Annotated in this window: 25 protein-coding genes; 20 read left to right on the forward strand and 5 right to left on the reverse strand. The window is 33.8% G+C overall.

Features of this window, described 5'->3' with window-relative positions:
- Positions 1 to 43: 43 nt before the first annotated feature.
- Entirely contained in the window at positions 44 to 532 is a 489-nt protein-coding gene (locus IRZ78_RS17450; protein WP_194617760.1) for a GNAT family N-acetyltransferase, read from the reverse strand.
- 263 nt (positions 533 to 795) lie between these two features.
- On the opposite strand from IRZ78_RS17450, the gene fbp reads away from it, so the two are divergent.
- Complete coding sequence (gene fbp / locus IRZ78_RS17455; protein ID WP_194617761.1) at positions 796 to 1,803, forward strand: class 1 fructose-bisphosphatase; 1,008 nt, start codon at positions 796 to 798, stop codon at positions 1,801 to 1,803.
- 132 nt (positions 1,804 to 1,935) lie between these two features.
- Here fbp and IRZ78_RS17460 read toward each other — a convergent pair whose 3' ends face one another.
- Positions 1,936 to 2,367 carry a TerB family tellurite resistance protein gene (locus tag IRZ78_RS17460; protein WP_173971414.1) on the reverse strand — a complete coding sequence of 144 codons (432 nt, stop codon included), beginning with the start codon at positions 2,365 to 2,367 and terminating at the stop codon, positions 1,936 to 1,938.
- Between the two features lie 169 nt (positions 2,368 to 2,536).
- Here IRZ78_RS17460 and IRZ78_RS17465 point away from each other — a divergent pair, with 169 nt between their 5' ends.
- The 5 genes from IRZ78_RS17465 (at position 2,537) to IRZ78_RS17485 (ending at position 5,917) form a co-directional block, all read left to right on the forward strand.
- The gene (locus tag IRZ78_RS17465) at positions 2,537 to 3,130 is read left to right on the forward strand and encodes a HupE/UreJ family protein (protein ID WP_194617762.1); all 594 of its coding nucleotides are present in this window, start codon (positions 2,537 to 2,539) and stop codon (positions 3,128 to 3,130) included.
- A gap of 5 nt (positions 3,131 to 3,135) precedes the next feature.
- The gene (locus IRZ78_RS17470) at positions 3,136 to 3,567 is read left to right on the forward strand and encodes a dCMP deaminase family protein (RefSeq protein WP_065448582.1); all 432 of its coding nucleotides are present in this window, start codon (positions 3,136 to 3,138) and stop codon (positions 3,565 to 3,567) included.
- Positions 3,567 to 5,144, forward strand: a complete 1,578-nt coding sequence (locus tag IRZ78_RS17475; protein WP_194617763.1) for a S41 family peptidase — start codon at positions 3,567 to 3,569, stop codon at positions 5,142 to 5,144. The genes IRZ78_RS17470 and IRZ78_RS17475 overlap by 1 nt, the downstream gene beginning before the upstream one ends.
- A gap of 19 nt (positions 5,145 to 5,163) precedes the next feature.
- Positions 5,164 to 5,529 carry a nuclear transport factor 2 family protein gene (locus tag IRZ78_RS17480; RefSeq protein WP_194617764.1) on the forward strand — a complete coding sequence of 122 codons (366 nt, stop codon included), beginning with the start codon at positions 5,164 to 5,166 and terminating at the stop codon, positions 5,527 to 5,529.
- Between the two features lie 76 nt (positions 5,530 to 5,605).
- Positions 5,606 to 5,917 (forward strand): hypothetical protein, encoded by a 312-nt coding sequence (locus IRZ78_RS17485; RefSeq protein WP_194617765.1) that lies wholly within the window; start codon positions 5,606 to 5,608, stop codon positions 5,915 to 5,917.
- 274 nt (positions 5,918 to 6,191) lie between these two features.
- On the opposite strand, the gene IRZ78_RS17490 is transcribed toward IRZ78_RS17485, so the two are convergent.
- From IRZ78_RS17490 to IRZ78_RS17500, 3 genes are all read right to left on the reverse strand, one after another.
- Positions 6,192 to 6,797, reverse strand: a complete 606-nt coding sequence (locus tag IRZ78_RS17490; RefSeq protein ID WP_194617766.1) for an FAD-dependent oxidoreductase — start codon at positions 6,795 to 6,797, stop codon at positions 6,192 to 6,194.
- A 1-nt stretch (position 6,798) separates the two neighbouring features.
- A complete protein-coding gene (locus tag IRZ78_RS17495; protein ID WP_017496183.1) occupies positions 6,799 to 6,999 on the reverse strand; it encodes a hypothetical protein in 201 nt (66 codons plus the stop codon).
- Positions 7,000 to 7,106: 107 nt separating this feature from the next.
- Positions 7,107 to 7,685, reverse strand: a complete 579-nt coding sequence (locus IRZ78_RS17500) for a MarC family protein (protein WP_194617767.1) — start codon at positions 7,683 to 7,685, stop codon at positions 7,107 to 7,109.
- A 308-nt stretch (positions 7,686 to 7,993) separates the two neighbouring features.
- Between IRZ78_RS17500 and IRZ78_RS17505 the strand changes: the two genes are divergently transcribed.
- The 14 genes from IRZ78_RS17505 (at position 7,994) to IRZ78_RS17570 (ending at position 21,862) form a co-directional block, all read left to right on the forward strand.
- The gene (locus IRZ78_RS17505; RefSeq protein ID WP_056248837.1) at positions 7,994 to 8,563 is read left to right on the forward strand and encodes a DUF3109 family protein; all 570 of its coding nucleotides are present in this window, start codon (positions 7,994 to 7,996) and stop codon (positions 8,561 to 8,563) included.
- Positions 8,564 to 8,899: 336 nt separating this feature from the next.
- On the forward strand, positions 8,900 to 9,877 hold the full coding sequence (locus IRZ78_RS17510; RefSeq protein ID WP_194617768.1) for a ribonucleotide-diphosphate reductase subunit beta: 978 nt from the start codon (positions 8,900 to 8,902) through the stop codon (positions 9,875 to 9,877).
- 266 nt (positions 9,878 to 10,143) lie between these two features.
- Positions 10,144 to 12,540 carry a ribonucleoside-diphosphate reductase subunit alpha gene (locus IRZ78_RS17515; RefSeq protein ID WP_194617769.1) on the forward strand — a complete coding sequence of 799 codons (2,397 nt, stop codon included), beginning with the start codon at positions 10,144 to 10,146 and terminating at the stop codon, positions 12,538 to 12,540.
- Between the two features lie 370 nt (positions 12,541 to 12,910).
- Complete coding sequence (locus tag IRZ78_RS17520) at positions 12,911 to 13,234, forward strand: hypothetical protein (RefSeq protein WP_194617770.1); 324 nt, start codon at positions 12,911 to 12,913, stop codon at positions 13,232 to 13,234.
- Between the two features lie 6 nt (positions 13,235 to 13,240).
- A complete protein-coding gene (locus IRZ78_RS17525; RefSeq protein WP_194617771.1) occupies positions 13,241 to 13,621 on the forward strand; it encodes a hypothetical protein in 381 nt (126 codons plus the stop codon).
- A gap of 8 nt (positions 13,622 to 13,629) precedes the next feature.
- Positions 13,630 to 13,902 carry a hypothetical protein gene (locus IRZ78_RS17530; protein ID WP_194617772.1) on the forward strand — a complete coding sequence of 91 codons (273 nt, stop codon included), beginning with the start codon at positions 13,630 to 13,632 and terminating at the stop codon, positions 13,900 to 13,902.
- Positions 13,903 to 14,075: 173 nt separating this feature from the next.
- Positions 14,076 to 15,473: a DUF1800 domain-containing protein gene (locus IRZ78_RS17535; RefSeq protein ID WP_194617773.1), complete on the forward strand. Its 1,398-nt coding sequence runs from the start codon at positions 14,076 to 14,078 to the stop codon at positions 15,471 to 15,473.
- Positions 15,474 to 15,485: 12 nt separating this feature from the next.
- Positions 15,486 to 16,652, forward strand: a complete 1,167-nt coding sequence (locus IRZ78_RS17540; RefSeq protein ID WP_194617774.1) for a DUF1501 domain-containing protein — start codon at positions 15,486 to 15,488, stop codon at positions 16,650 to 16,652.
- A 186-nt stretch (positions 16,653 to 16,838) separates the two neighbouring features.
- Positions 16,839 to 17,045 carry an addiction module protein gene (locus IRZ78_RS17545; RefSeq protein ID WP_194617775.1) on the forward strand — a complete coding sequence of 69 codons (207 nt, stop codon included), beginning with the start codon at positions 16,839 to 16,841 and terminating at the stop codon, positions 17,043 to 17,045.
- A complete protein-coding gene (locus tag IRZ78_RS17550) occupies positions 17,045 to 17,224 on the forward strand; it encodes a type II toxin-antitoxin system RelE/ParE family toxin (RefSeq protein WP_194617776.1) in 180 nt (59 codons plus the stop codon). Before IRZ78_RS17545 ends, IRZ78_RS17550 begins: the two co-directional genes overlap by 1 nt.
- A gap of 489 nt (positions 17,225 to 17,713) precedes the next feature.
- Entirely contained in the window at positions 17,714 to 18,541 is an 828-nt protein-coding gene (locus IRZ78_RS17555; protein ID WP_194617777.1) for a prephenate dehydratase, read from the forward strand.
- Positions 18,542 to 18,647: 106 nt separating this feature from the next.
- Entirely contained in the window at positions 18,648 to 19,793 is a 1,146-nt protein-coding gene (locus tag IRZ78_RS17560) for an aminotransferase class I/II-fold pyridoxal phosphate-dependent enzyme (RefSeq protein WP_194617778.1), read from the forward strand.
- 113 nt (positions 19,794 to 19,906) lie between these two features.
- Positions 19,907 to 20,767: a prephenate dehydrogenase gene (locus tag IRZ78_RS17565; RefSeq protein WP_194617779.1), complete on the forward strand. Its 861-nt coding sequence runs from the start codon at positions 19,907 to 19,909 to the stop codon at positions 20,765 to 20,767.
- 12 nt (positions 20,768 to 20,779) lie between these two features.
- Entirely contained in the window at positions 20,780 to 21,862 is a 1,083-nt protein-coding gene (locus IRZ78_RS17570; RefSeq protein ID WP_029270594.1) for a bifunctional 3-deoxy-7-phosphoheptulonate synthase/chorismate mutase type II, read from the forward strand.
- Positions 21,863 to 21,939 lie beyond the last annotated feature (77 nt).

The raw sequence follows: 21,939 nt of genomic DNA on the forward strand, positions 1-21,939 counted from the left end.
AAAAATCATTTTAATCCTTTTAATCGGTGGTAAAATATTTTCTTTACAATTTTTCCAGGAACGAATTAATTCCGTTTTCGTCCATTTGAACCACTTGCCAGTCTTCAAGAATTTTAGCTCCTGAATTTTGGTAGAACTTTACCGCTGGTGTATTCCAGGCCAGAACATTCCATTCTACTCTTCGAACATTATCTTTTTTACCTTGTTTCATGATTTCGGCATAAAGTGCAGATCCTAAACCTGTCCCACGCATTTTTTCCTTTACAATCAAATCCTCAAGATGTATGGTTTTACCTTTCCAGGTAGAGTAACGATAATAGTAAAGCGCGATTCCAACTATTTCCTTATTGCCTGATTCATCTTGAATTTCTGCCACAAAAACATTAAATAGTGGTTTTTCACCAAAGCCATCACGCACTAAATCATCTACAGTAATTACAACGGCCTCCGGTTCTTTTTCGAATATTGCCAACTCCTGTATTAATCCCAAAACCGATTCCATGTCTTCAGGATTTCCTTTTCTAATATTCATATTCTGTAAATTTTATTTTCTTCCTAAATATACTATTACCTCTTTATATTTTAAAATTTCCTTGTACGAATTTTTTGTAGGGGCAATTCATATATTCTTATTGTTAAGCGTTTATTAGCTAAAAATGCATTTTTTTATTTGATACTTCTCGCTTTTAATTAGCAAATATACAATAGTGGCAAACTAACAAAATAATTTTTGAATCATTCTCACAAAAAAAGCGATATTTGTGACTTATAATCAAAATCTATAACGATATAGTAATGGAAGAACGCAATAAAACACTAGGAGAGTTTATTATTGAGAACCAAAAAGCATTTCAGTATTCGTCGGGGGAGCTTTCCCGAATTATCAACTCTATACGTTTGGCGGCCAAGGTCGTAAACTATAAAGTAAACAAAGCCGGACTGGTAGACATTATTGGCGCTGCAGGCGAACAAAATGTGCAAGGCGAAGACCAACAAAAATTAGATGTGTATGCAAACGAAGTATTTATCCAGACGTTAATAAACCGTGAGATTGTCTGTGGTATTGCTTCAGAAGAAAACGACGATTTTATTACTGTTCAGGGGAGCGACAACAGTCATAATAATAAGTACGTGATCTTAATGGATCCGCTTGACGGATCTTCAAACATTGATGTAAATGTTTCTGTAGGGACTATTTTTTCTGTTTTTAGAAGAATAACTCCAATAGGAACCCCGGTAACAAGCGAGGATTTTTTACAACCGGGAATCAATCAAGTTGCAGCAGGTTATGTAATTTATGGAACTTCGACCATGTTGGTTTACACAACAGGTCATGGCGTAAATGGTTTTACACTGAATCCGGCAATTGGTACATTTTATCTTTCACATCCAAATATGAAATTTCCTCAAAACGGAAATATCTATTCGGTAAATGAAGGTAACTATGTTCATTTTCCCCAAGGAGTAAAAAACTATATTAAGTATTGTCAAAGAGAAGAAGAAGACAGACCTTATACTTCCCGATATATTGGAAGTTTAGTTTCTGATTTTCATCGAAATATGATCAAAGGCGGAATTTACCTGTATCCCACAAGTTCAAAAGCACCAAAAGGAAAGTTGCGTTTATTATACGAATGCAATCCAATGGCGTTTATAGCAGAACAGGCAGGAGGAAAAGCAACAGATGGTTTTGGAAGAATTATGGAAATCCAGCCAACAGAACTGCATCAAAGAGTTCCTTTTTTCTGCGGAAGTTATAATATGGTAGAAAAAGCTGAGCAGTTTATGGCAGAAGCGCTCTAGTTTACAGTCTCAGTCTCAGTTTTCAGTCTCAGATTAAAGTATAAATAAATAAACCCGACAGATTTTTAAAATCTGTCGGGTTTATTTATTTACGTTAGTACTGTATACTGTGACTGTAAACTGAATACTTCCTTATTTGTTCATGTTTTCCATCTCGAAAAGGAAAGTATCTAAATCTACTTTTTTATCTACTAAAGACAATGCTTTTCTAACAATGTAATTTACGTTTCCTGGTGTAAATCCCAGAGCTAATCCCATACGGCCTAACATCACTTCTTGCTGGTCTCCTAAATGGTGGTCTACGTGAACCATTCTTGCCAAATCATACAAACGCTCTAAACGTTGTGTGTATAAGTAAGGTGGGTTTATTGGGTGTTTCCACGGATCTTTAAGGATTTCGTTGTATTCTTCTTCTGAAATTTGTAATGTTGAAGCTATTTTATCTAAAAACGTTTGTTCTTCTTCATTAATTTTTCCGTCAGCGAAAGCTACACGAACAATTGCAGAGAAATGGCCTCTGTTTCTTTCTTTGAATTCGTTATCAAATAATTCTGAAAATGGCATAATTTGTTGATTTTTATAAGGCAAAGATAAATTTTATTTTAATTTATTAATTTTAATTTTCTCATAAATTTTAACTTTTCAATATTCATTGATTTAATATGAGACGTCTTTAAATTTTCAAAATAAATCGTAAGTTTACAACCCCTAATCATTTAATAGTATTACCCGTATGTCAGAATTTTGGATTTATTTTCAAATAGGATTAAAGCACGTTTTAGATGTTCACGCTTACGATCACGTTCTTTTTTTAATCGCATTAACAACCCCTTATTTATTCAAAGACTGGAAACGCATTTTGCTTCTGGTTTCTGTTTTTACAATTGGTCACACATTGGCTTTATTGCTTTCGGTTTACGGAATCATTGCCATAAAAGTAAATACAGTCGAATTTTTAATTCCGATAACCATTTTAATAACGGCGGTTTTTAATCTTTTTACAGCAGGGAAAACCTCAAAGAGCGATGGATTCAATTTAGTGTTTTTTGTAACCTTGTTTTTCGGGATTATACACGGACTTGGATTCTCAAATTATTTCAAGACCATTTTAGGAGGATCACCTAGTTCAAAATTACTACCTTTAGGCGAGTTTGCGTTAGGAATCGAAGCAGCTCAGTTAGTTGTAGTGTTTGTGGTACTAATTATATCCTATATTGTGCAAACCGTATTTCGTTTTTCAAAACGCGATTGGGCGCTGGTAATGTCGGCTTTTATCATTGGGGTAGTAGTTCCAATGATTATCGAAAGCCCTATTTGGAACAGATAAAATAAATGGAAGAAAAAAAATTAAATAAATACGATAAAGCTTATTTGCGAATTGCGACAGAATGGGGAGCACTTTCCTATTGCAAACGAAAACAAGTAGGCGCCATTATCGTAAAAGACCGAATGATTATTTCTGATGGATACAACGGAACACCATCCGGTTTTGAAAATTGTTGCGAAGACGAAGACGGATTAACCCGTTGGGATGTTCTGCATGCCGAAGCAAATGCAATTTTGAAAGTAGCAAGATCTACACAATCATGCGAAGGAGCCACTTTGTATATTACGCTTTCGCCTTGCAAAGAATGTAGCAAACTGATACATCAGTCAGGAATAAAAAGAGTGGTATATCATAACGGATATCGCGATGATTCCGGAATTCAGTTTTTAATAAAAGCAGGTGTCGAAGTCGAACATATTCCTGTTTTAGAAGAGTAATGAAACTTAACTCAAAATATTTGCCAATCATTATCGGAGCAACTTTTGCTCTTGGTATAGTCATCGGAAGCCTTACAAGTGCTCCCGTTGATGATCAGCTTTTGGCTAAAAATTACTCGAAAACCAAGCTGAATAAACTCATTGATTTTATCAATAACGAATATGTTGACAGCATCAATACAGATTCTATTGTCAATCTTACCGTAGATAATATTCTTTCAAAATTAGATCCGCATTCTGTTTATATTCCGCCAACTGAGCAAGCTGAAGTGGCTGAAAGTATGAAAGGTGATTTCGTGGGAATCGGGATTAATTTTTATATGTATAAAGATTCTGTTGCGATTATAAAGCCTGTCGAAAACGGACCTTCGGCAAAAGCCGGATTAAAATCGGGAGATAGAATTCTATTTGCAGGAAAAACGAAATTATATGGCAGAAGATTGCCATCAGACAGTTTGTTTTCGAAATTAAAAGGAATAAAAGGTTCTGAAATTGAATTGACCGTTTTTAGAAAATCAGAACAAAAGAAACTTAAATTTAAAGTAAAAAGAGATATTATCCCTATAAAAAGTGTTGATGCTTCTTTATTGTTGGATAATAAAACAGGTTATATAAAAATTAACCGTTTTGCCGAAACTACTTTTAACGAATTCAAAACCGGTTTAACCAGATTAAAACAAAACGGGATTGAATCACTTATCATTGACCTTCGTGATAATGGCGGTGGTTATATGGAAGAAGCGATTGCAATTGCGGATGAATTCCTAAAAGACAAACAGCTGATTGTTTTTACAAAAAATAAAAACGGAACCACCGAAAAAACTTTTGCTACAAAAGCAGGAAGTTTTGAAACCGGAAAAGTTTATGTTTTAATTAATGAAAATAGCGCCTCAGCAAGCGAAATCCTGGCCGGAGCAATTCAGGATAGTGATCGAGGAACGATTGTAGGTCGTCGTTCTTTTGGTAAAGGATTGGTGCAGCGTGAAATGGATTTCAACGACGGATCTGCTGTAAGATTAACCGTGGCGAGATATTATACACCAACGGGAAGATCGATTCAGAAACCGTATAAAAAAGGAAACGAAGAATATTATAAAGAATCAGAATCGCGTATAAAATCAGGTGAACTTTATGCAAAAGACAGCATAAAAGTAGCGGATTCTCTAAAATTTAAAACTCCAAAAGGTAAAATTGTTTATGGCGGCGGCGGAATTGTTCCCGACGTTTTTGTACCAATTGAAGCCGAACACGGAAATGAAAATGTGGCGTATTTAATGCAAACCGGAATCGTGGGTCACTTTGTTTTTGAAGAATTAGACAAAAACAGAGATGCTTTTGCCGGACTTCATTTTAATGAATTTTTGGCTAAGATGAAAAGCTCTGATGCTTATTTTAGAAAGTTCAGAAATTATATTTTAATGACAGGCTTAGATCTGAAATTAGATAAAACTAAAGCTTTGGTAAACCGTTACATTACCGCAGAGTTTGCCCGACAATTGTACGGCGAATTGTATTATTATGATGTTATTTTAAAAGACGATGCCATGATAAAAGCCGTTTTGAATCCGAAAAAGTAATCCTTAAATTTTGTATCAGATGAAAATAGAAACTATTGTAAATGCTGAAATCGAACTTTTAACGGTAATTAAAACTGCCGATGTTGCAGCGTTGGATAAATTATTGCACGATGATTTACTTTTTAATTTATCGGACGGACAAACCATCACAAAAGAATTTGATTTAGAAACGTATCGCTCAGGCAAAGTGAAAATCGAAACATTAGAAGCTGCAGATCAAATTATTAATATAATTGAGGATACGGCAGTAGTTAGCGTCATCATTTTATTAAAAGGCACTTATGATAATAATCCCATTGCTAATTCGTTTCGTTATATAAGAGTCTGGAAACAATTCGGCGAAAGCCTAAAAGTAATAGCAGGAAGTTGCGTTGCGCTACAATAAAATAATAATAATTTTTTAAAATATAATGTAATAAGTTTCACTTATAAAGAGCGAGATTTACATTTAAAATATAAACATGAAAAATCTAAAAAGAATAAGTTTCTTAATATTACTAACGACTTTTGTAATTTCTTGCGCGTGTATGAAAGATAAAAATACCATTTCAGGAAAAGTCGAATCTATAGAAAACGGAAAAGACGGCTACACAGCCAAAATCAATACTGATAAAAATGAGGTTTATTTTGCGACTGTAAGCATTGTAAATGTTGGAGGGCCACAAAACTACAAAAGGTTTAAAGAAGGCGATGAGGTATCAGTAAAAGGAGAAATCTGGAAAACAGATACTGAAAAACATATCACAGTAAAAGAAATTGTTTCGGTTAAGTAAGATCTGAAACATTAAAATTTTTAAACCATTAAGATATTAAGTTATTAAGCTTGATTCTTGATGGTTTTTCTTTTTTAGAATGTAAGACTTGAAATGATAAAATTTTTAAACCATTAAGATATTAAGTTTATTAAGTCTCAAAGCTTAATTTTGGTAATCTCTTAATGGTTCAATATATAAAAACTTATGTTTTAGATTTCGTTTGTAAAGGACTAAATTTATTTCAGCCAAAACTTAATTTTCTTAATATCTTAATGGTAAAAATAAAAAAAAACTATCGAATGCTATCGTGCGAATGAGTTTGCACGCCGTTATTCCATAAAGTAAGAATATCTGTGGCGACAGCAGCGCCACTTCCGGCAGCAATTGCCAATTGACTTCTCCAGCCTGCTAAAGTTCCAATGACATAAATACCGTCGGTTACTTTATGATCGTCGTTTTTAAGCTGAATACGTTGTTTTTCGGGTAATGCTTTTTTGTGAGATTCTACATATTGTGTCAAACCTTCGATGTCAAAAGTATTGGCAGAACCAATCCCAACAACGATATTTTTTGTTTGGTATGAGTTTTTGTTTGTAGTAACCGTGAATTCAGGATATGAGCCTTCTACTTTAATTACCTTTTCATTTGCAATCTGGGTAATATGCGGATACGTTGTCGCTAAATCCTGTGTACTTTCTTCTAGTAACTCAGAACCTAGTTTGCCTGGTGTTATGCCGTAAGCATTGTAGAAAATTGCTTCTTGTAACGAAGAATTTTTTTGATGTGTAAAAATTCCGATTTTTTTATCGGTAACAAAAGCTTTGTTTTTGGCTGAGCCTAAAACAAGGGCACAAGACATGCCTGACACTCCTCCGCCAATAATTAAAACGTCAAACATATTATCGTCCGTTTGTTTTCTCTTCGATTCTTTTAGAAATTCTAAAGATTAAAAGAATCAAAACGGCACAAAATGAAGCTGCAATTCCAATAAAAGCAACTACACTGTCTCCCTGAAAAGGATTTTTAAAGTCTAGCAACGTAATATTAAATACAATTAAAGCTAATGCTAAAAGCACTAAGATTGAAGTGAAAATTTTCATAATGGTTGTTTGTTTGCCTAAAATAATAAAGTAAAACTCTTTGACCTAAAAAATGTCCTAAAGTTGTATTTTAGAAATTTTATGGGGTAAATTTATAAAAATAATTGTTAGACGAACAAACCTTTAACATTAGCAGCAAATAATTTAACAGCAATCGCTAAAAGTATCACTCCAAATGTCTTACGAACCACGCCAAGTCCGTTTTCTCCTAATAAAGTTTCTATTTTTTTAGAAGATTTTAAAACGATGTAAACCAATATGATATTGAGTAAAATAGCAATAATAATATTAATAGTGTGAAATTGAGATCGTAACGATAATAAAGTCGTCATTGTTCCTGCTCCGGCAATTAACGGAAACGCCAATGGAACAATAGAAGCCGATCCCGGTTCTTCGTCACGATAGATTCTGATTCCTAAAATCATCTCTAAAGCCAGGAAGAATAATACAAAAGAACCCGCAACGGCAAACGAATGCACATCGATACCTATAAGACTCAGGAAACCTTCTCCAACAAAAAGAAACACAATCATAATAAGTCCTGCAACAATCGAAGCTTTTTCAGATTCGATATGTCCAACTTTAGATCTTAAATTCACAATAATCGGAATTGATCCCACAATATCGATAACCGCAAAAAGTACCATCCCAACAGTAATTATTTCTTTAAAGTCGATTTCTAACATATTACTTTGATTTTAAGCGTTTAAAATTTTTGCAAAGGTAGATAATAAAGGTAGGTGTTTTTTTAATACGATGTATTTTTGTTATAAAAACACGTTTTGAGTATTGAAAAAGTGATATTTGTAACAAAAGATGATTTAACAGCAAAGATTCGCAAAGATTTACGCAAACTACGCAAAGGATAAAAAAGTGATAAAGCTTTGCGAATCTTTGCGTAAATCTTTGCGTGCCTTGCGGTTAAATATTAAGAGTGTTTTATCTGTTTTCTTTGTCTATCTTTGCACTTTATAAATTTCAGTATTTTAGTATCATGTTTCAATTAGGAAAAACCATTATTTCAGAAGATATTCTTGAAAAAGAATTTGTGTGCAACTTGTCAGCTTGTAAAGGAGCTTGCTGTGTTGACGGAGATGCCGGTGCGCCTTTGAGCGAAGCTGAAACTAAAATCATGGAAGAGATTTACCCTAAAGTAAAACCATTTTTACGCAAAGAAGGAATTGCTGCTATCGAAGCGCAAGGGACTTGGGTAAAGGGAACAGATGGAGATCTTGAAACACCATTAATCGACGAAAAAGATTGTGCTTACGTTATTTTTGACGGAAAAACAGCTCTTTGCGGAATCGAGCAAGCTTATAACCAAGGAATCGTAGACTGGAAAAAACCGGTTTCTTGTCATTTATACCCAATTCGTGTAAAAGACTTTACGGAATTTGCTGCAGTCAATTATGATAAATGGGATATTTGCGATGATGCCTGTTCTTTAGGTAAAGAACTCGAAGTTCCTGTTTATAAATTTGTCAAAGAGGCATTAATTCGCCGTTTTGGTCAAGATTGGTATTTGGAGCTTGAAAAAGTGGCCGAAGAGCTTAAAAAATCTTAAAAATCCAAACGCTCTAGTTACTGCTTTTGGGTGATATATTTTAACTCAAAAAATATAGTTTTAACTCAAAAAAAAACTTTTAAAAACAATTCAAAATTTCTTGCTTTTTATGATAAAAAGTCTATATTTTACGGGCTTTTAGGTCGTTTATTCGTTTTTAAAACATTCATTTACAGTAAATTAATTATTGTCTGAAAAATATCTCATTTTTTCTCCTTTGTTAAAAACTACGTCGAATTGTGAATAAGTTTGGCTTTCTTTTTTAGCGATAATTGACAATCTTTGTAGTCTATTGAATTAGTAAAAATTCAGTACAAAAATTAAATAAAAATTACCATGTCACAAGTCGAGCCAATATTACAAGAAAATAAAAATCGTTTCGTTATTTTTCCTATCAAACATCATGATATTTGGGAATGGTATAAGAAAATGGAGGCTAGTTTCTGGACTGCTGAAGAAATCGATTTACACCAGGACTTGACAGATTGGAACAATAAACTTAGTGACGACGAAAGATATTTCATTAAACACATATTGGCATTCTTTGCTGCCTCTGACGGAATTGTAAATGAAAACCTTGCTGAGAACTTTGTAAACGAAGTGCAGTATGCTGAGGCGAAGTTTTTCTATGGTTTCCAGATCATGATGGAAAACATTCACAGTGAAACTTACTCTTTATTAATTGACACTTACGTGAAAGATGAAGTGGAGAAAGCAGAATTGTTTAATGCTTTAGAAGTTTTTCCTGCAATTAAGAAAAAAGCAGACTGGGCTTTAAAGTGGATTGAATCTGATTCATTTGCCGAAAGACTAATTGCTTTTGCCGCAGTTGAAGGAATTTTCTTTTCAGGTGCTTTCTGTTCTATTTATTGGTTAAAAAAACGTGGTTTAATGCCAGGTTTAACTTTTTCTAACGAGTTGATTTCCCGTGACGAAGGTGTACACTGTGACTTTGCAGTGCACTTACACAATCATCACCTGATCAACAAAGTGCCAAAAGACAGAATTAAAGAAATCATTGTTGATGCCTTAGATATCGAAAGAGAATTTGTTACAGAATCACTTCCGGTGAGTTTAATAGGTATGAATGCTGCTTTAATGACGCAATACTTAGAATTTGTTGCCGATAGATTATTAGTAGAATTAGGTTGCGAGCGTGTATATGGGTCAGCGAATCCGTTTGACTTCATGGACATGATCTCACTTCAGGGAAAAACCAATTTCTTTGAAAAACGTGTTGCCGAGTATCAAAAATCAGGTGTGATGAACACCGATAGTGATGCTCAGAAAATTTCATTCGATGCAGATTTTTAGACAACAAAAATAATTTTGGCGTTACCTCGAAACGCTAAAAAGAATAAAATTTTATAACAGAACATTTTTCGATTGAATCTCTTTCCCAAATCGCAGATTCAATAACAATTTTTAATGCCTTTTCGGTCTATTTTTTAGGCTGGAACAGATAACTATTGAGAATCCTGCAATTCTCAAAAAATAATTTAAAAACACGCAATGTTTAAGCACTGGGAATCGTTATTCCAGTGTCTTTCATTTTTTCAATAACTAAAATTAGTAAGCTTATGTATGTAGTAAAAAGAGATGGCCACAGAGAGCCCGTAATGTTTGATAAGATTACAGAAAGAATCAAAAAATTGTGTTACGGTTTAAATGAACTTGTAGATCCTGTTAAGGTAGCCATGAGAGTTATCGAAGGATTGTATGATGGGGTTTCAACTTCTGAACTGGATAATCTTGCGGCAGAAACGGCGGCTTCTATGACAATTGCGCATCCTGATTATGCACAATTAGCAGCGCGTGTGGCAATTTCGAACCTACATTCAAATACAAAAAAATCGTTCTCAGAAACGATGAAAGATATGTACCATTACGTAAATCCAAGAAACGGGCAAGATGCTCCGTTACTTTCGGATGAAGTATTCAAGGTAATTCAGGAAAATTCAGAATTCTTAGATTCACATATCATTTATACAAGAGATTTTAATTACGATTACTTTGGGTTCAAAACCTTAGAGCGTTCGTATTTGTTAAAGATAAACGGAAAAATCGTCGAAAGACCACAACATATGTTGATGCGTGTTTCGGTTGGTATTCACCTTGACGATTTAAAATCGGTAATCGAAACTTACGATTTAATGTCTAAAAAGTTCTTCACGCATGCAACGCCAACGTTGTTTAATGCAGGAACTCCAAAACCACAAATGTCTTCTTGTTTCCTTTTGGCAATGCAGGATGATAGTATCGATGGTATTTATGATACATTAAAACAAACGGCTAAAATCTCGCAATCAGCGGGAGGGATTGGTCTTTCTATTCATAACGTTCGTGCAACAGGATCTTACATTCGTGGTACAAACGGAACTTCAAACGGAATCGTACCAATGTTGAGAGTTTTCAACGATACGGCTCGTTATGTAGATCAGGGTGGTGGAAAACGTAAAGGAAGTTTTGCGATTTACATCGAAACATGGCATGCGGATATCTTCGATTTTTTGGATTTAAAGAAAAATACAGGAAAAGAAGAAATGCGTGCAAGAGATTTATTCTTCGCCATGTGGACATCGGATTTATTCATGAAACGTGTACAGGAAGATGCGTCATGGACTTTAATGTGTCCTAACGAATGCCCTGGATTATACGATGTTTACGGAGAAGAATTCGAAACCATGTATCTTGATTATGAATTTAGAGGAAAAGGTAGAAAAACCATTCGCGCACGTGAATTGTGGGAGAAAATCCTTGAGTCACAAATCGAAACAGGAACGCCTTATATGTTGTACAAAGATGCAGCAAACCGTAAATCGAACCACAAGAATTTAGGAACTATCCGTTCATCCAACTTGTGTACAGAGATTATGGAGTTTACCTCTAAAGATGAAATTGCAGTTTGTAACTTAGCTTCTATCTCGTTACCAATGTTTATTGAAAACGGGAAATTCGATCACGAAGCGCTTTATAATGTTACAAAACGTGTAACCCGTAACCTGAACAAAGTAATCGACAGAAACTACTATCCGGTAAAAGAAGCTGAAAATTCTAACTTACGTCACCGTCCGGTAGGATTAGGAGTTCAGGGATTAGCAGACGCTTTTATCATGTTGCGTATGCCATTTACAAGTGACGAAGCAAAAGCATTAAACCAGGAAATTTTCGAAACATTATACTTCGCAGCTGTAACTGCTTCTATGGAAATGGCGAAAGAAGAAGGGCCATATTCTACATTTGCAGGATCTCCAATGTCACAAGGAGAATTCCAATACAATATGTGGGGAATGAAAGATGAAGAATTATCAGGACGTTGGGACTGGGCTTCATTAAGAAAAGAAGTAATGGAACACGGAGTTCGTAACTCACTATTAGTTGCGCCAATGCCAACTGCTTCGACTTCGCAAATTCTTGGAAACAACGAAGCTTTCGAACCCTATACATCAAACATTTATACACGTCGTGTATTGTCTGGAGAATTCATCGTAGTAAACAAACATTTACTTCACGATTTAGTAGACAGAGGTTTATGGAACGAAACATTGAAACAAGAAATCATGCGTCATAACGGATCAGTTCAAAATATTGATGTGATTCCGCAAGACCTGAAAGAATTATACAAAACAGTTTGGGAAATGTCGATGAAAGACATTATCGATATGTCACGTCAGAGAGGTTATTTTATTGACCAATCGCAATCATTAAACTTGTTCATGCAAGATGCCAACTATTCTAAATTGACGTCAATGCACTTCTATGCTTGGCAATCAGGTTTAAAAACAGGAATGTATTACTTAAGAACAAAATCTGCGGTTGATGCGATTAAATTCACATTAAACAACGATAAAAAAGAAGAAGATGCACCGGTAACTTTAGTTCCGGAAACAGAAGCAATCAGCGTTGAGGATTACAAAGCAATGCTTTTGAAAGCACAAGCAGCAGAGCCTGATGATTGTGAAATGTGTGGGTCTTAAATTTTTTTATTAGAATAAAGAAAATAGAATAAAGATTTATATCTTTAAATTTATAGAAAGCAGTTATTGTAATGATAGCTGCTTTTTTTTTTAGGAGCTATTTCCCGCTTTTCGTTGCAATCTTTTTATTTTTTAAAGAAAAAAATAAAAAGGATTTCCACTTCAATCGCGGGCTAATCATTATTCAATAGAAATTTATGAAAAGTAGAATTATCTTTATATTGTTAGTGCTCTTTTTTTTTTTTCATGCAAAAAGAAAGAAACTAAAGATATAAAAGAAGTCAAAATTGCAAAGCAGGAAAACGATTCTAGTGATGTTGATCAGGACGAGGTTGTTACGATGAATGCTATAAGGACTAATTATGATACCTTGGTTAATAGAGTTAAAAAGAAGGGCGATGAAGATGCTTACTTAGAGCTTTTTTATAATTTTAAAGAATGTAGTATAGAAGTGCGTACAGATACTTTGATGGCTTACGCCAAAATCATGGCTTTAAAGCACAATAATGAAAGAGGATATTATGATTATCTTCAAGCATTGTACGAGAAGTATGGTGTCGATTATTCTAATTCCTCAAAAAATGATATTAGCAAGCTAGACAAAGTTTCTAAGAAGCCAATTGAAAATTGGTTAAAACTTATGCTTGATAAAAAGATGATGACAAAAAAAGATTTTGATGCAATAAAAAGATAGTTTCGAATGAAGAAGATTGTGTTATTTTTGCTTTTGATGGTTGGCTCTCTTTATGCTCAAAAAAAGGATATTATTTATAGAATTACTTATGATTCTTATCCGGCAGTTGGTTATTCTTATGATATTAATGTTTTAATGTTAGAAGAAGATTCGAGATATTGCTTAATAAATCAAAAATTTTCGTCAAGAGAAATGGCGAGAAAAAATATTCCATTAAGAACTTCAAAAGAATATGGAAATTGGACTATTATCAAGGATACATTAAAGCTTATCGAAGATCAGAATAAGAGAGAAAGTAGGTATATAATTCTAAGTGATAAGAAAATTACTTTTTTGTTTGATAATGTAGATCAGTCCAAATATTATTGGAGAAAAATAGAAAATTGAAATATTTTATGGACTTAAATATTATTTACAAGAATAAAGATGATTATTATAATTTGGCTAATGATTATTTTAATCAACTAGATTCTGATGAATTAGAGATTAATGATCTTTCTATAATCTTTCCAAAGTCTATTTCTATTGTAATAGATCACGATTTTATTCCAACTCAATGTATTGAAATTAAATTGAATATTCTTCAAAATCAAAAAGAAGTTGGAGACTATTTTTTATACATCAACGAGGAAAAGGAATTTATTGATGAATTTCTTATAATATATTAATTCCGTCCGTTTCGTGTTAATATAAATAGAACAATATCCCCAAAAATTCCCCGTTCTAATTATTACCAAAAATTTTTAAAACTTAGCACCTTAGCATCTAAATAACTCAGAGCCTTTCTCAATTAAACCTTTAAGAGAAACTAGAGTCTTATTGCTAAACAAATTCCTGTGTTATGAAAAAAAGCAATCTTTGGTCGTTACGGTTGGGTTTTTCCGGAAAAGAATCCGATAAAATTGAAAAACTAGGATTAGAAAAATTTCTAAAACGCTCCTATGATTCAAAATTCGATATACAACTTCCTGCTTTTTTAAATGACGATCCCAAAACATTAATCGAACTCAAAGAACTGCGAGAAGCGATAAAAACTGCTGATACAGAAGAAAAGAAAAAGATTCAAAAAAAAGAAATCTATTCCGCAGTTGAATTAAAAAAATGGTGGATTGGTAAAATGCGAAACGACGAATTTCCGTTACGTGAAAACATGGTTTGTTTCTGGCACAATCATTTTGTTTCTACAACCCAAAAAGTAAAAGTCAATTACTGGATTTACCAGCACAATATGATTTTGCGCGAACATGCATTTGGAAACTTCAAAGAACTTACCAAGCAAATCGTAAGATCGAATGCAATGGTCAAATACCTTGACAATGTCGATAACAAAAAAGGAAAATATAATGAAAATCTAAGTCGGGAATTACTGGAATTATTCACAATTGGAATTGGAAATTATACCGAAAATGATATCAAAGAAGGCGCAAGAGCTCTAGCCGGATTAAACTACGGAGATGATGGTGCAATTTATCGAAGCCTTGCACAGGACAATACCAATAAAACGTATTTCGGTAAAACTGGAAATTGGAACTCAGATGATCTTGTCGATATTATTTTTGAGCAAAAGAATATTCCGTATCTCATAACCCGAAAAATTCTAAAATGGTTTATTTATGATCATCCGTCAGAAGAATTAGTGACCTATTACGGCGATTATTTCAGAAAAGTAAAGTTTGAAATACAGCCTTTACTAACCAAAATTTTTACTGAAGAATATAAAAAAGAGAATTCAGGAACTAAAATTAAAGATCCACTGGTTTATATTTTACAGCTTTTGGATGAATTGCATATTGATGATCTTGATGACGGTATAGTTATGTTTTTCCTGAAACAACAAGGAATGGATTTGTATAATCAAGTTAATGTAAAAGGTTGGGATGGCGGAAATTCGTGGCTGACCTCTCAGATTTATTTGCAACGCAACAATACCTCAGATTTGCTTTGCAGCGGAAGAAGTATTACCAGAAAAGTTTTGAATACCATGACTTCGGACACAGATAAACCAAAGACAGAATTGGATAAAATCGATGTAAAAATAGACTTTGATCCAGAGGGAAATAATAAAACCATTATTACTGAATTATCGAACAGATTATTATTCAAAGTAAATGATTCCATGCAAAAGGATATGGAGAATTTACTGAAATATGATTTTGACCCAAAAGAAGCACACGCCAATTTTGCCGTAATACGACTTTTTGATTATATCACGAAACTGCCCGAATATCAATTAATTTAGAAAGCTACAGCTATGAACAGAAGGAATTTTCTAACGCTTACAGGAACTTTTACCGGCGGAATGCTGGTGCTTCCTGATTTTTTACATGCTTTTGGTTCGCAAAATAATTTGGTTATCGGGGAGCAATGTATTGTGTTTGTTCAGTTGAATGGAGGAAATGACGGATTGAATACTTTTATTCCGTACGACAATCCGTTGTATTATGATTTACGGACTAAAATTGCTTTGAATAAAGATGTCGTTATCGGAAAAAATAACGGAATGGCATTTCATCCTTCGTTAAAAGATTTTGCTCAAATGCAGCAAAACGGAGATTTAACCGTGATTCAGAATGTTGGATATCCGGAACCAATTCGGTCGCATTTTCGCAGTCAGGAAATTTGGCAAACCGCAGCTGATTCGAATAAATACATCAACGAAGGCTGGTTGGGACGTTATCTCGATTTGCAATGCAACGGGCATCAGGCAACGGCAGGAATCAATCTGGATTCGATCGATAATCTTGCATTAAGAGGATTAGAGCCTAATTCGATAACGGTAAAAGATCCAAACCGATTCAAAGTAAAATCAGAAAAAGAAGAAAATGTAACCTTATCAGATAATCCGCAATTAGATTTTGTTCGAAAAATAGCCAATTCCGTTACCGAAGGATCAGATGAAATTCAGAAAGCCCTGGCGAAATCAAAATCAGAAATCAGTTATCCTAAAACCGAGTTATCTAAAAACTTAGAATGGATTGGCCGATTGATCAAAGGAAATCTAAATTCAAAAGTCTATTACACTTCGCTTAGCGGATTTGATACACATGACAATCAACTTGCGATTCACGAGAAAAAATTAGCCGATTTAAATAATGCCTTGTACAGTTTTTACCAAGATTTAAAACAAGCACAATTGCTTCAAAATGTTACAATAGTAGTATTCTCTGAATTTGGGCGACGAGTAAAAGACAACGGAAACGGAACCGATCACGGAACTGCTGCGCCAATGTTTATAATTGGAGGAAATAACAAAGGAACAATTTTAGGTAATAATCCGGATTTATCTAATCTTGATAATGGTGATTTAAAATATGAAATTGATTTCAGAAGTGTGTATGCTTCATTATTGCAACAAAAAATGAATTTCGATTATTCTAAAATTGGTATTTCGAATAAACCTGTTTCGGGACTCTTTTGAGTAAGAGCTAGCCACGAATTCACGAATTATTTGAATCTATAATTTGTGAAATTTGAATTAAATAACCACAATGATTTGCGCTAATTCGTGAATTCGTGGCGAAAAAAATGTGCTTTCTTATTAAACTCAATGCATCGTAATTTTTGTTAAATTTGTTACATTGATAATATTAGTAATACTGAAAATATGGAAATCAAAAATTTATCTAAATATAGTAATGCTGAAAAAATTGTTTTGGCAGAACAATTGTGGGATAGTGTTTCTAAAGAGAATTTAGAAGTTTCTGATGATGTGAAGAGAGAATTTGATATTCGTATTGAAAATTTAGAAGAGGGAAAAACTGAATTATATACTTGGGATGAGCTTAAGGCTCATTTAAGATCGATTAGATAATGCATAGAATTAGGTTTGTCAAAGAAGCATTATTTGATGTTGAAGATGTTATTATTTGGTATGAAAAACAAAGAATAGGACTTTCGTATGATTTTGAACTTTGTCTGGAAGCGGGACTTGATGAAATTTCAAGAAACCCGAATGCTTTTCAGAAAAAATATAAAAATGTAAAAATGTAAAAATTAGATTTATATCAAGATTCCCTTATGGAATTCATTATCGGTTTGAAAAAGATGAAATAATTGTTATCGGTGTTTTTCATACTTCTCGTTATCCTAAAAATTGGACAAAAGATTAAGCGATAAGTGAAAAACTTAAAAACTTAGCGACTCAGAATCTTAGCATCTTAGAAAACCCCATTGTAAATATCTCATTTTAAGTCCATATTTTTATATTATCATACAAAACCTGCTAAATTTGTTAAGAAATCCTTTTTTGTTTCATAAAATGCAATATTTTTTTTGGTGCACTGAAATTAATTTATACATTCGCAGAGAATTTATTGAAAAACACAAACAAAATGTCTAATAACCGTTTTTATTTTAGCAACTCTTTTTATTTCTTCTTTAGTAGAAGTGAGGATTGTGCTATGGTTATTTGAGAAAATTTAAAAGACAAATAAAACTAATATACAATCCTGATGAAAATCAGGATTTTTTTTTGAATATATGACAACTAAAATTGCAATACAAGGTATTAAAGGTTCTTTTCATCATCAGGTAGTGAAAGAGTATTTCTCTGAAAATGTGGCTATTGATGAGTGTTTGTCTTTTGAAGAATTGGTTGATAGCCTGCTTTCAGGAAAATCTGATCAGGCAGTAATGGCGATAGAAAATTCGATTGCAGGGCCAATTATTCCGAATTATGCCTTGATTGATAAGAATAATTTACACATCATTGGAGAGCATTATCTAAATATTAGTCAAAATTTAATGACGCTGAAAGGGCAGAAAATTGAAGATGTAAAAGAAGTTCATTCGCATCCAATGGCAATTTTACAATGTATGGATTTCTTAAAACAATATCCGAACATTAAGTTGGTTGAAGACAAAGATACCGCTGAAACAGCAAGAAGAATTCAGGAAAAACAATTAACCGGAATTGCTGCCATTGGAAGTAAAGTAGCTTCAGAAATGTATGATCTTGATATTATTGCGCCGGAAATTCAAACGATCAAAAACAATATGACCCGTTTTGTGATTATCAAAAAGCAAAATTCATTTTTGCCTGAAAACGAAATCAACAGAGCGTCAATCAAATTTGAATTGGATCACAAAAGAGGAAGTTTAGCAGCAGTTTTGAATGTCATGAGCGATTGTAAACTGAATTTGACAAAAATTCAATCATTACCAAAAATTGAAACTCCCTGGAAATATTCATTTTTCGTAGATGTGACATTTGAGAAATACGAAGATTTTGCAAAAGCCAAATCGTTATTGAATATTATGGCAGAATATTTTAAAGTATTAGGAGAATATAAGAATACTAAGCCTTAAAAAAAGGAAATTCCAATTGTCAGGCTGAGCGAAGTCGAAGCCCGAAAAGTTATAAAATAAAAAAAAGCCTAAAGCATACAGCTTAAAGCCTAAAGCAAATTTAAAAATGATTACAACAGCAAAAAGATTAGATACAGTTGAAGAATACTACTTCTCCTCAAAATTGAGAGAAGTTCGTCAACTGCAGTCTGAAGGAAAATCTATCATCAATATGGGAATTGGAAGCCCTGATTTGAGTCCGTCGAAAGCAGTAATTGAAGCGGTTGCCGCAGCAATTCAGGATGAAAACGGGCATGGTTATCAGAGCTATCAGGGATTACCGGAATTGAGAAAAGGGATGGCAGATTTTTATCAGAATCAGTTTGGTGTTGAATTAAATCCGAATAATGAGATTTTGCCTTTAATGGGTTCGAAAGAAGGAATCATGCATATTTCGCTTGCATTTTTAAATGAAGGTGATCACGTTTTAATTCCGAATCCGGGTTATCCAACGTATACTTCGGTAACTAATTTGGTGGGAGCAGTTCCGGTTTATTATGATCTGAAAGAAACAAATGCCTGGGAACCGGATTTTGAAGCTCTGGAAAAATTAGAGCTCGAGAAAGTAAAAATTATGTGGCTGGGATATCCGCACATGCCAACAGGAGCAAGAGGAAGTTTAGCGTTATTTGAAAAATTGGTTGCTTTTGCTAAAAAACACAACATATTATTGGTTAATGATAATCCGTATAGTTTTGTTTTGAATGATAACCCAATGAGTTTATTGCAGGTTGAAGGCGCAAAAGAAGTGGCTTTAGAATTGAATTCACTTAGTAAAACGTTCAACATGGCTGGCTGGAGAGTGGGAATGGTTTTAGGAAATCCTGAAATTATCGATGCAGTTCTAAAAGTAAAAAGCAACATGGACAGCGGAATGTTCTACGGAATTCAGAAAGGTGCTGTTGCAGCGTTGAATTGTGATAAATCATGGTTCGAAGACCAAAACAAAATTTACAGACGCCGCAGAGAATTAACAGAAAAATTAGCAGAAAAATTAGGCTGCGAAGTTTATAAAGAAGGAGTCGGGCTTTTTGTCTGGGCAAAATTGCCGGAAGGAATTGAATCAGCAGAAAAGTTCATTGACGAAATATTATACGAGAAACATATCTTCATAACACCGGGAACAATCTTCGGAAGTAATGGTGAAGGATATATCAGATTCTCGTTGTGTGTGAAAGAAGAAAAAGTACAAGAAGCGATTGACCGATTTTAAATTTTAGATTTTAGAATGTCAGGCTGAGCGAAGTCGAAGCCCGTTCCAATTGGAATTTGGAATTTTAAAATTTTGGAATTTATAAAGAAGCTTTACTTCTAATAAAAAGAATTATGAAAGTATACGTAATAGGAATAGGGTTAATAGGCGGTTCGATGGTGCTGGACATCAAAGACCAACATCCTGATGCCACTATTTTTGGAATAGACAATAATGAAAAACACTTGCAGGAAGCAATTGATTTAGGTGTTATTGATCAGGCAGGAAGTTTTGAAGAATTGGCCGATGCTGATTTTGTAATTGTTTCGGTTCCTGTGGATGTGGCGCTGGTGGTTTTACCTAAAGTGTTGGATTTAGTTGGAGATAAAACAATTGTTTTTGAAGTAGGTTCGACTAAAAAAACAATTTGTGATGCTGTTGCCAGTCACCCAAAAAGAAGAAATTTTATTGCAACGCATCCTATAGCAGGAACGGAGTTCTCAGGACCTTCGGCAGCGATAAGAGGTTTGTTTAAAGGAAAGACAAACATTATTTGTGAGGTGGAAAAAACCACTTTTAAATTGCAGGAAAAGGCGTTAAAGCTTTTTAGCGAAATAGGAATGAGGATTCGATATATGGACCCAACTTCGCACGACAAACATATTGCTTACGTTTCGCATTTGTCGCATATTAGTTCGTTTATGCTCGGGAAAACGGTAATGAACAAAGAAAAAGACGAGCAGGATATTTTTGATATGGCCGGAAGTGGATTTGAAAGCACGGTTCGTTTAGCAAAAAGTTCGCCGGCAATGTGGACACCAATTTTTAAGCAAAACAAAGAACATGTTATCGAAACATTAGAAGAATATATATCAAATCTGAGTCGGTTTAGGGATTTGTTAAAAGACGAAAATTACAATGCCATTTTTGAAGAAATGGAAAGCACGAATAAAATCAAAGAAATATTAAACGGATTAACAACAACTAAGAAATAAATTAAAATTAAGATGGAAAATAAGAAAGAAATGAGAAAGTGGTTAGAAGATTTCAATTTAAATCACCCACTTGTGATAGCAGGACCATGTAGTGCAGAAACAGAAGATCAGGTATTGAAAATTGCTCATGAATTGAAAGATTCAAAAGTTAGTGTATTCAGAGCTGGAATCTGGAAACCAAGAACGCGTCCGGGAGGATTTGAAGGTGTTGGAGAAATTGGTTTGAAATGGTTACAAAAAGCTAAAGCTGAAACTGGTTTATTAATGGGTACTGAGGTTGCAACTGCAGCGCACTGTAAACTGGCTTTAGAACATGATATCGACGTTTTATGGGTTGGTGCCCGTACAACTGCAAACCCTTTCGCAGTTCAGGAAATTGCTGATACTTTGAAAGGAACTGATAAAATCGTTTTGGTTAAAAACCCTGTAAACCCTGATTTAGCTTTATGGTTAGGTGGTGTTGAGCGTTTACACATGGCTGGAATCGAGAAATTAGGAGTTATTCACAGAGGTTTCTCTACTTACGAGAAAACAAAATACAGAAACATTCCGGAATGGCAAATTGCTATCGAATTGCAAAATAAATTCCCTGATTTACCATTAATTATCGATCCATCTCACATTACAGGAGATCGTAAAATGATTTTCGAAGTAACACAAGAGGCTTTAGATTTGAACTACGATGGTATGATTATCGAAACGCACTACGATCCGGACAACGCTTGGTCTGATGCTGCTCAACAAGTTACTCCTGATGCTTTGAAACAAATCATTAAAGATTTGACGATTAGAAAAACAGATGATACTACAGATGAGTACAGTTCAAAAATGACTAAACTAAGAGCTAATATCGACGTTCTTGATGCTAACTTATTAGAGTTATTAGGAAAACGTATGAAAGTAGCTGACGAAATTGGTCAGGTGAAAAAAGATGCAAACGTAGCGATTCTTCAAAACAACCGTTGGAACGAAATCTTAGGAAAAATGATTCTTGAAGGGGAGAAAAAAGGTCTTACTGAAGAGTTCGTTTTAAGAATGTTCAAAGCAATTCACCAGGAAAGTATTGGTCACCAGGAGAAAATTTTCAATGCATAATTTTTTCTAAACCATATAAGTGATATAAGTTAATTTAAGTTTTATTAAAACTTTTTTAAAATTTTCTTATAGCATTA

The organism is Flavobacterium sp. CSZ, from assembly GCF_015350725.1.
Classification (GTDB): Bacteria; Bacteroidota; Bacteroidia; order Flavobacteriales; family Flavobacteriaceae; genus Flavobacterium.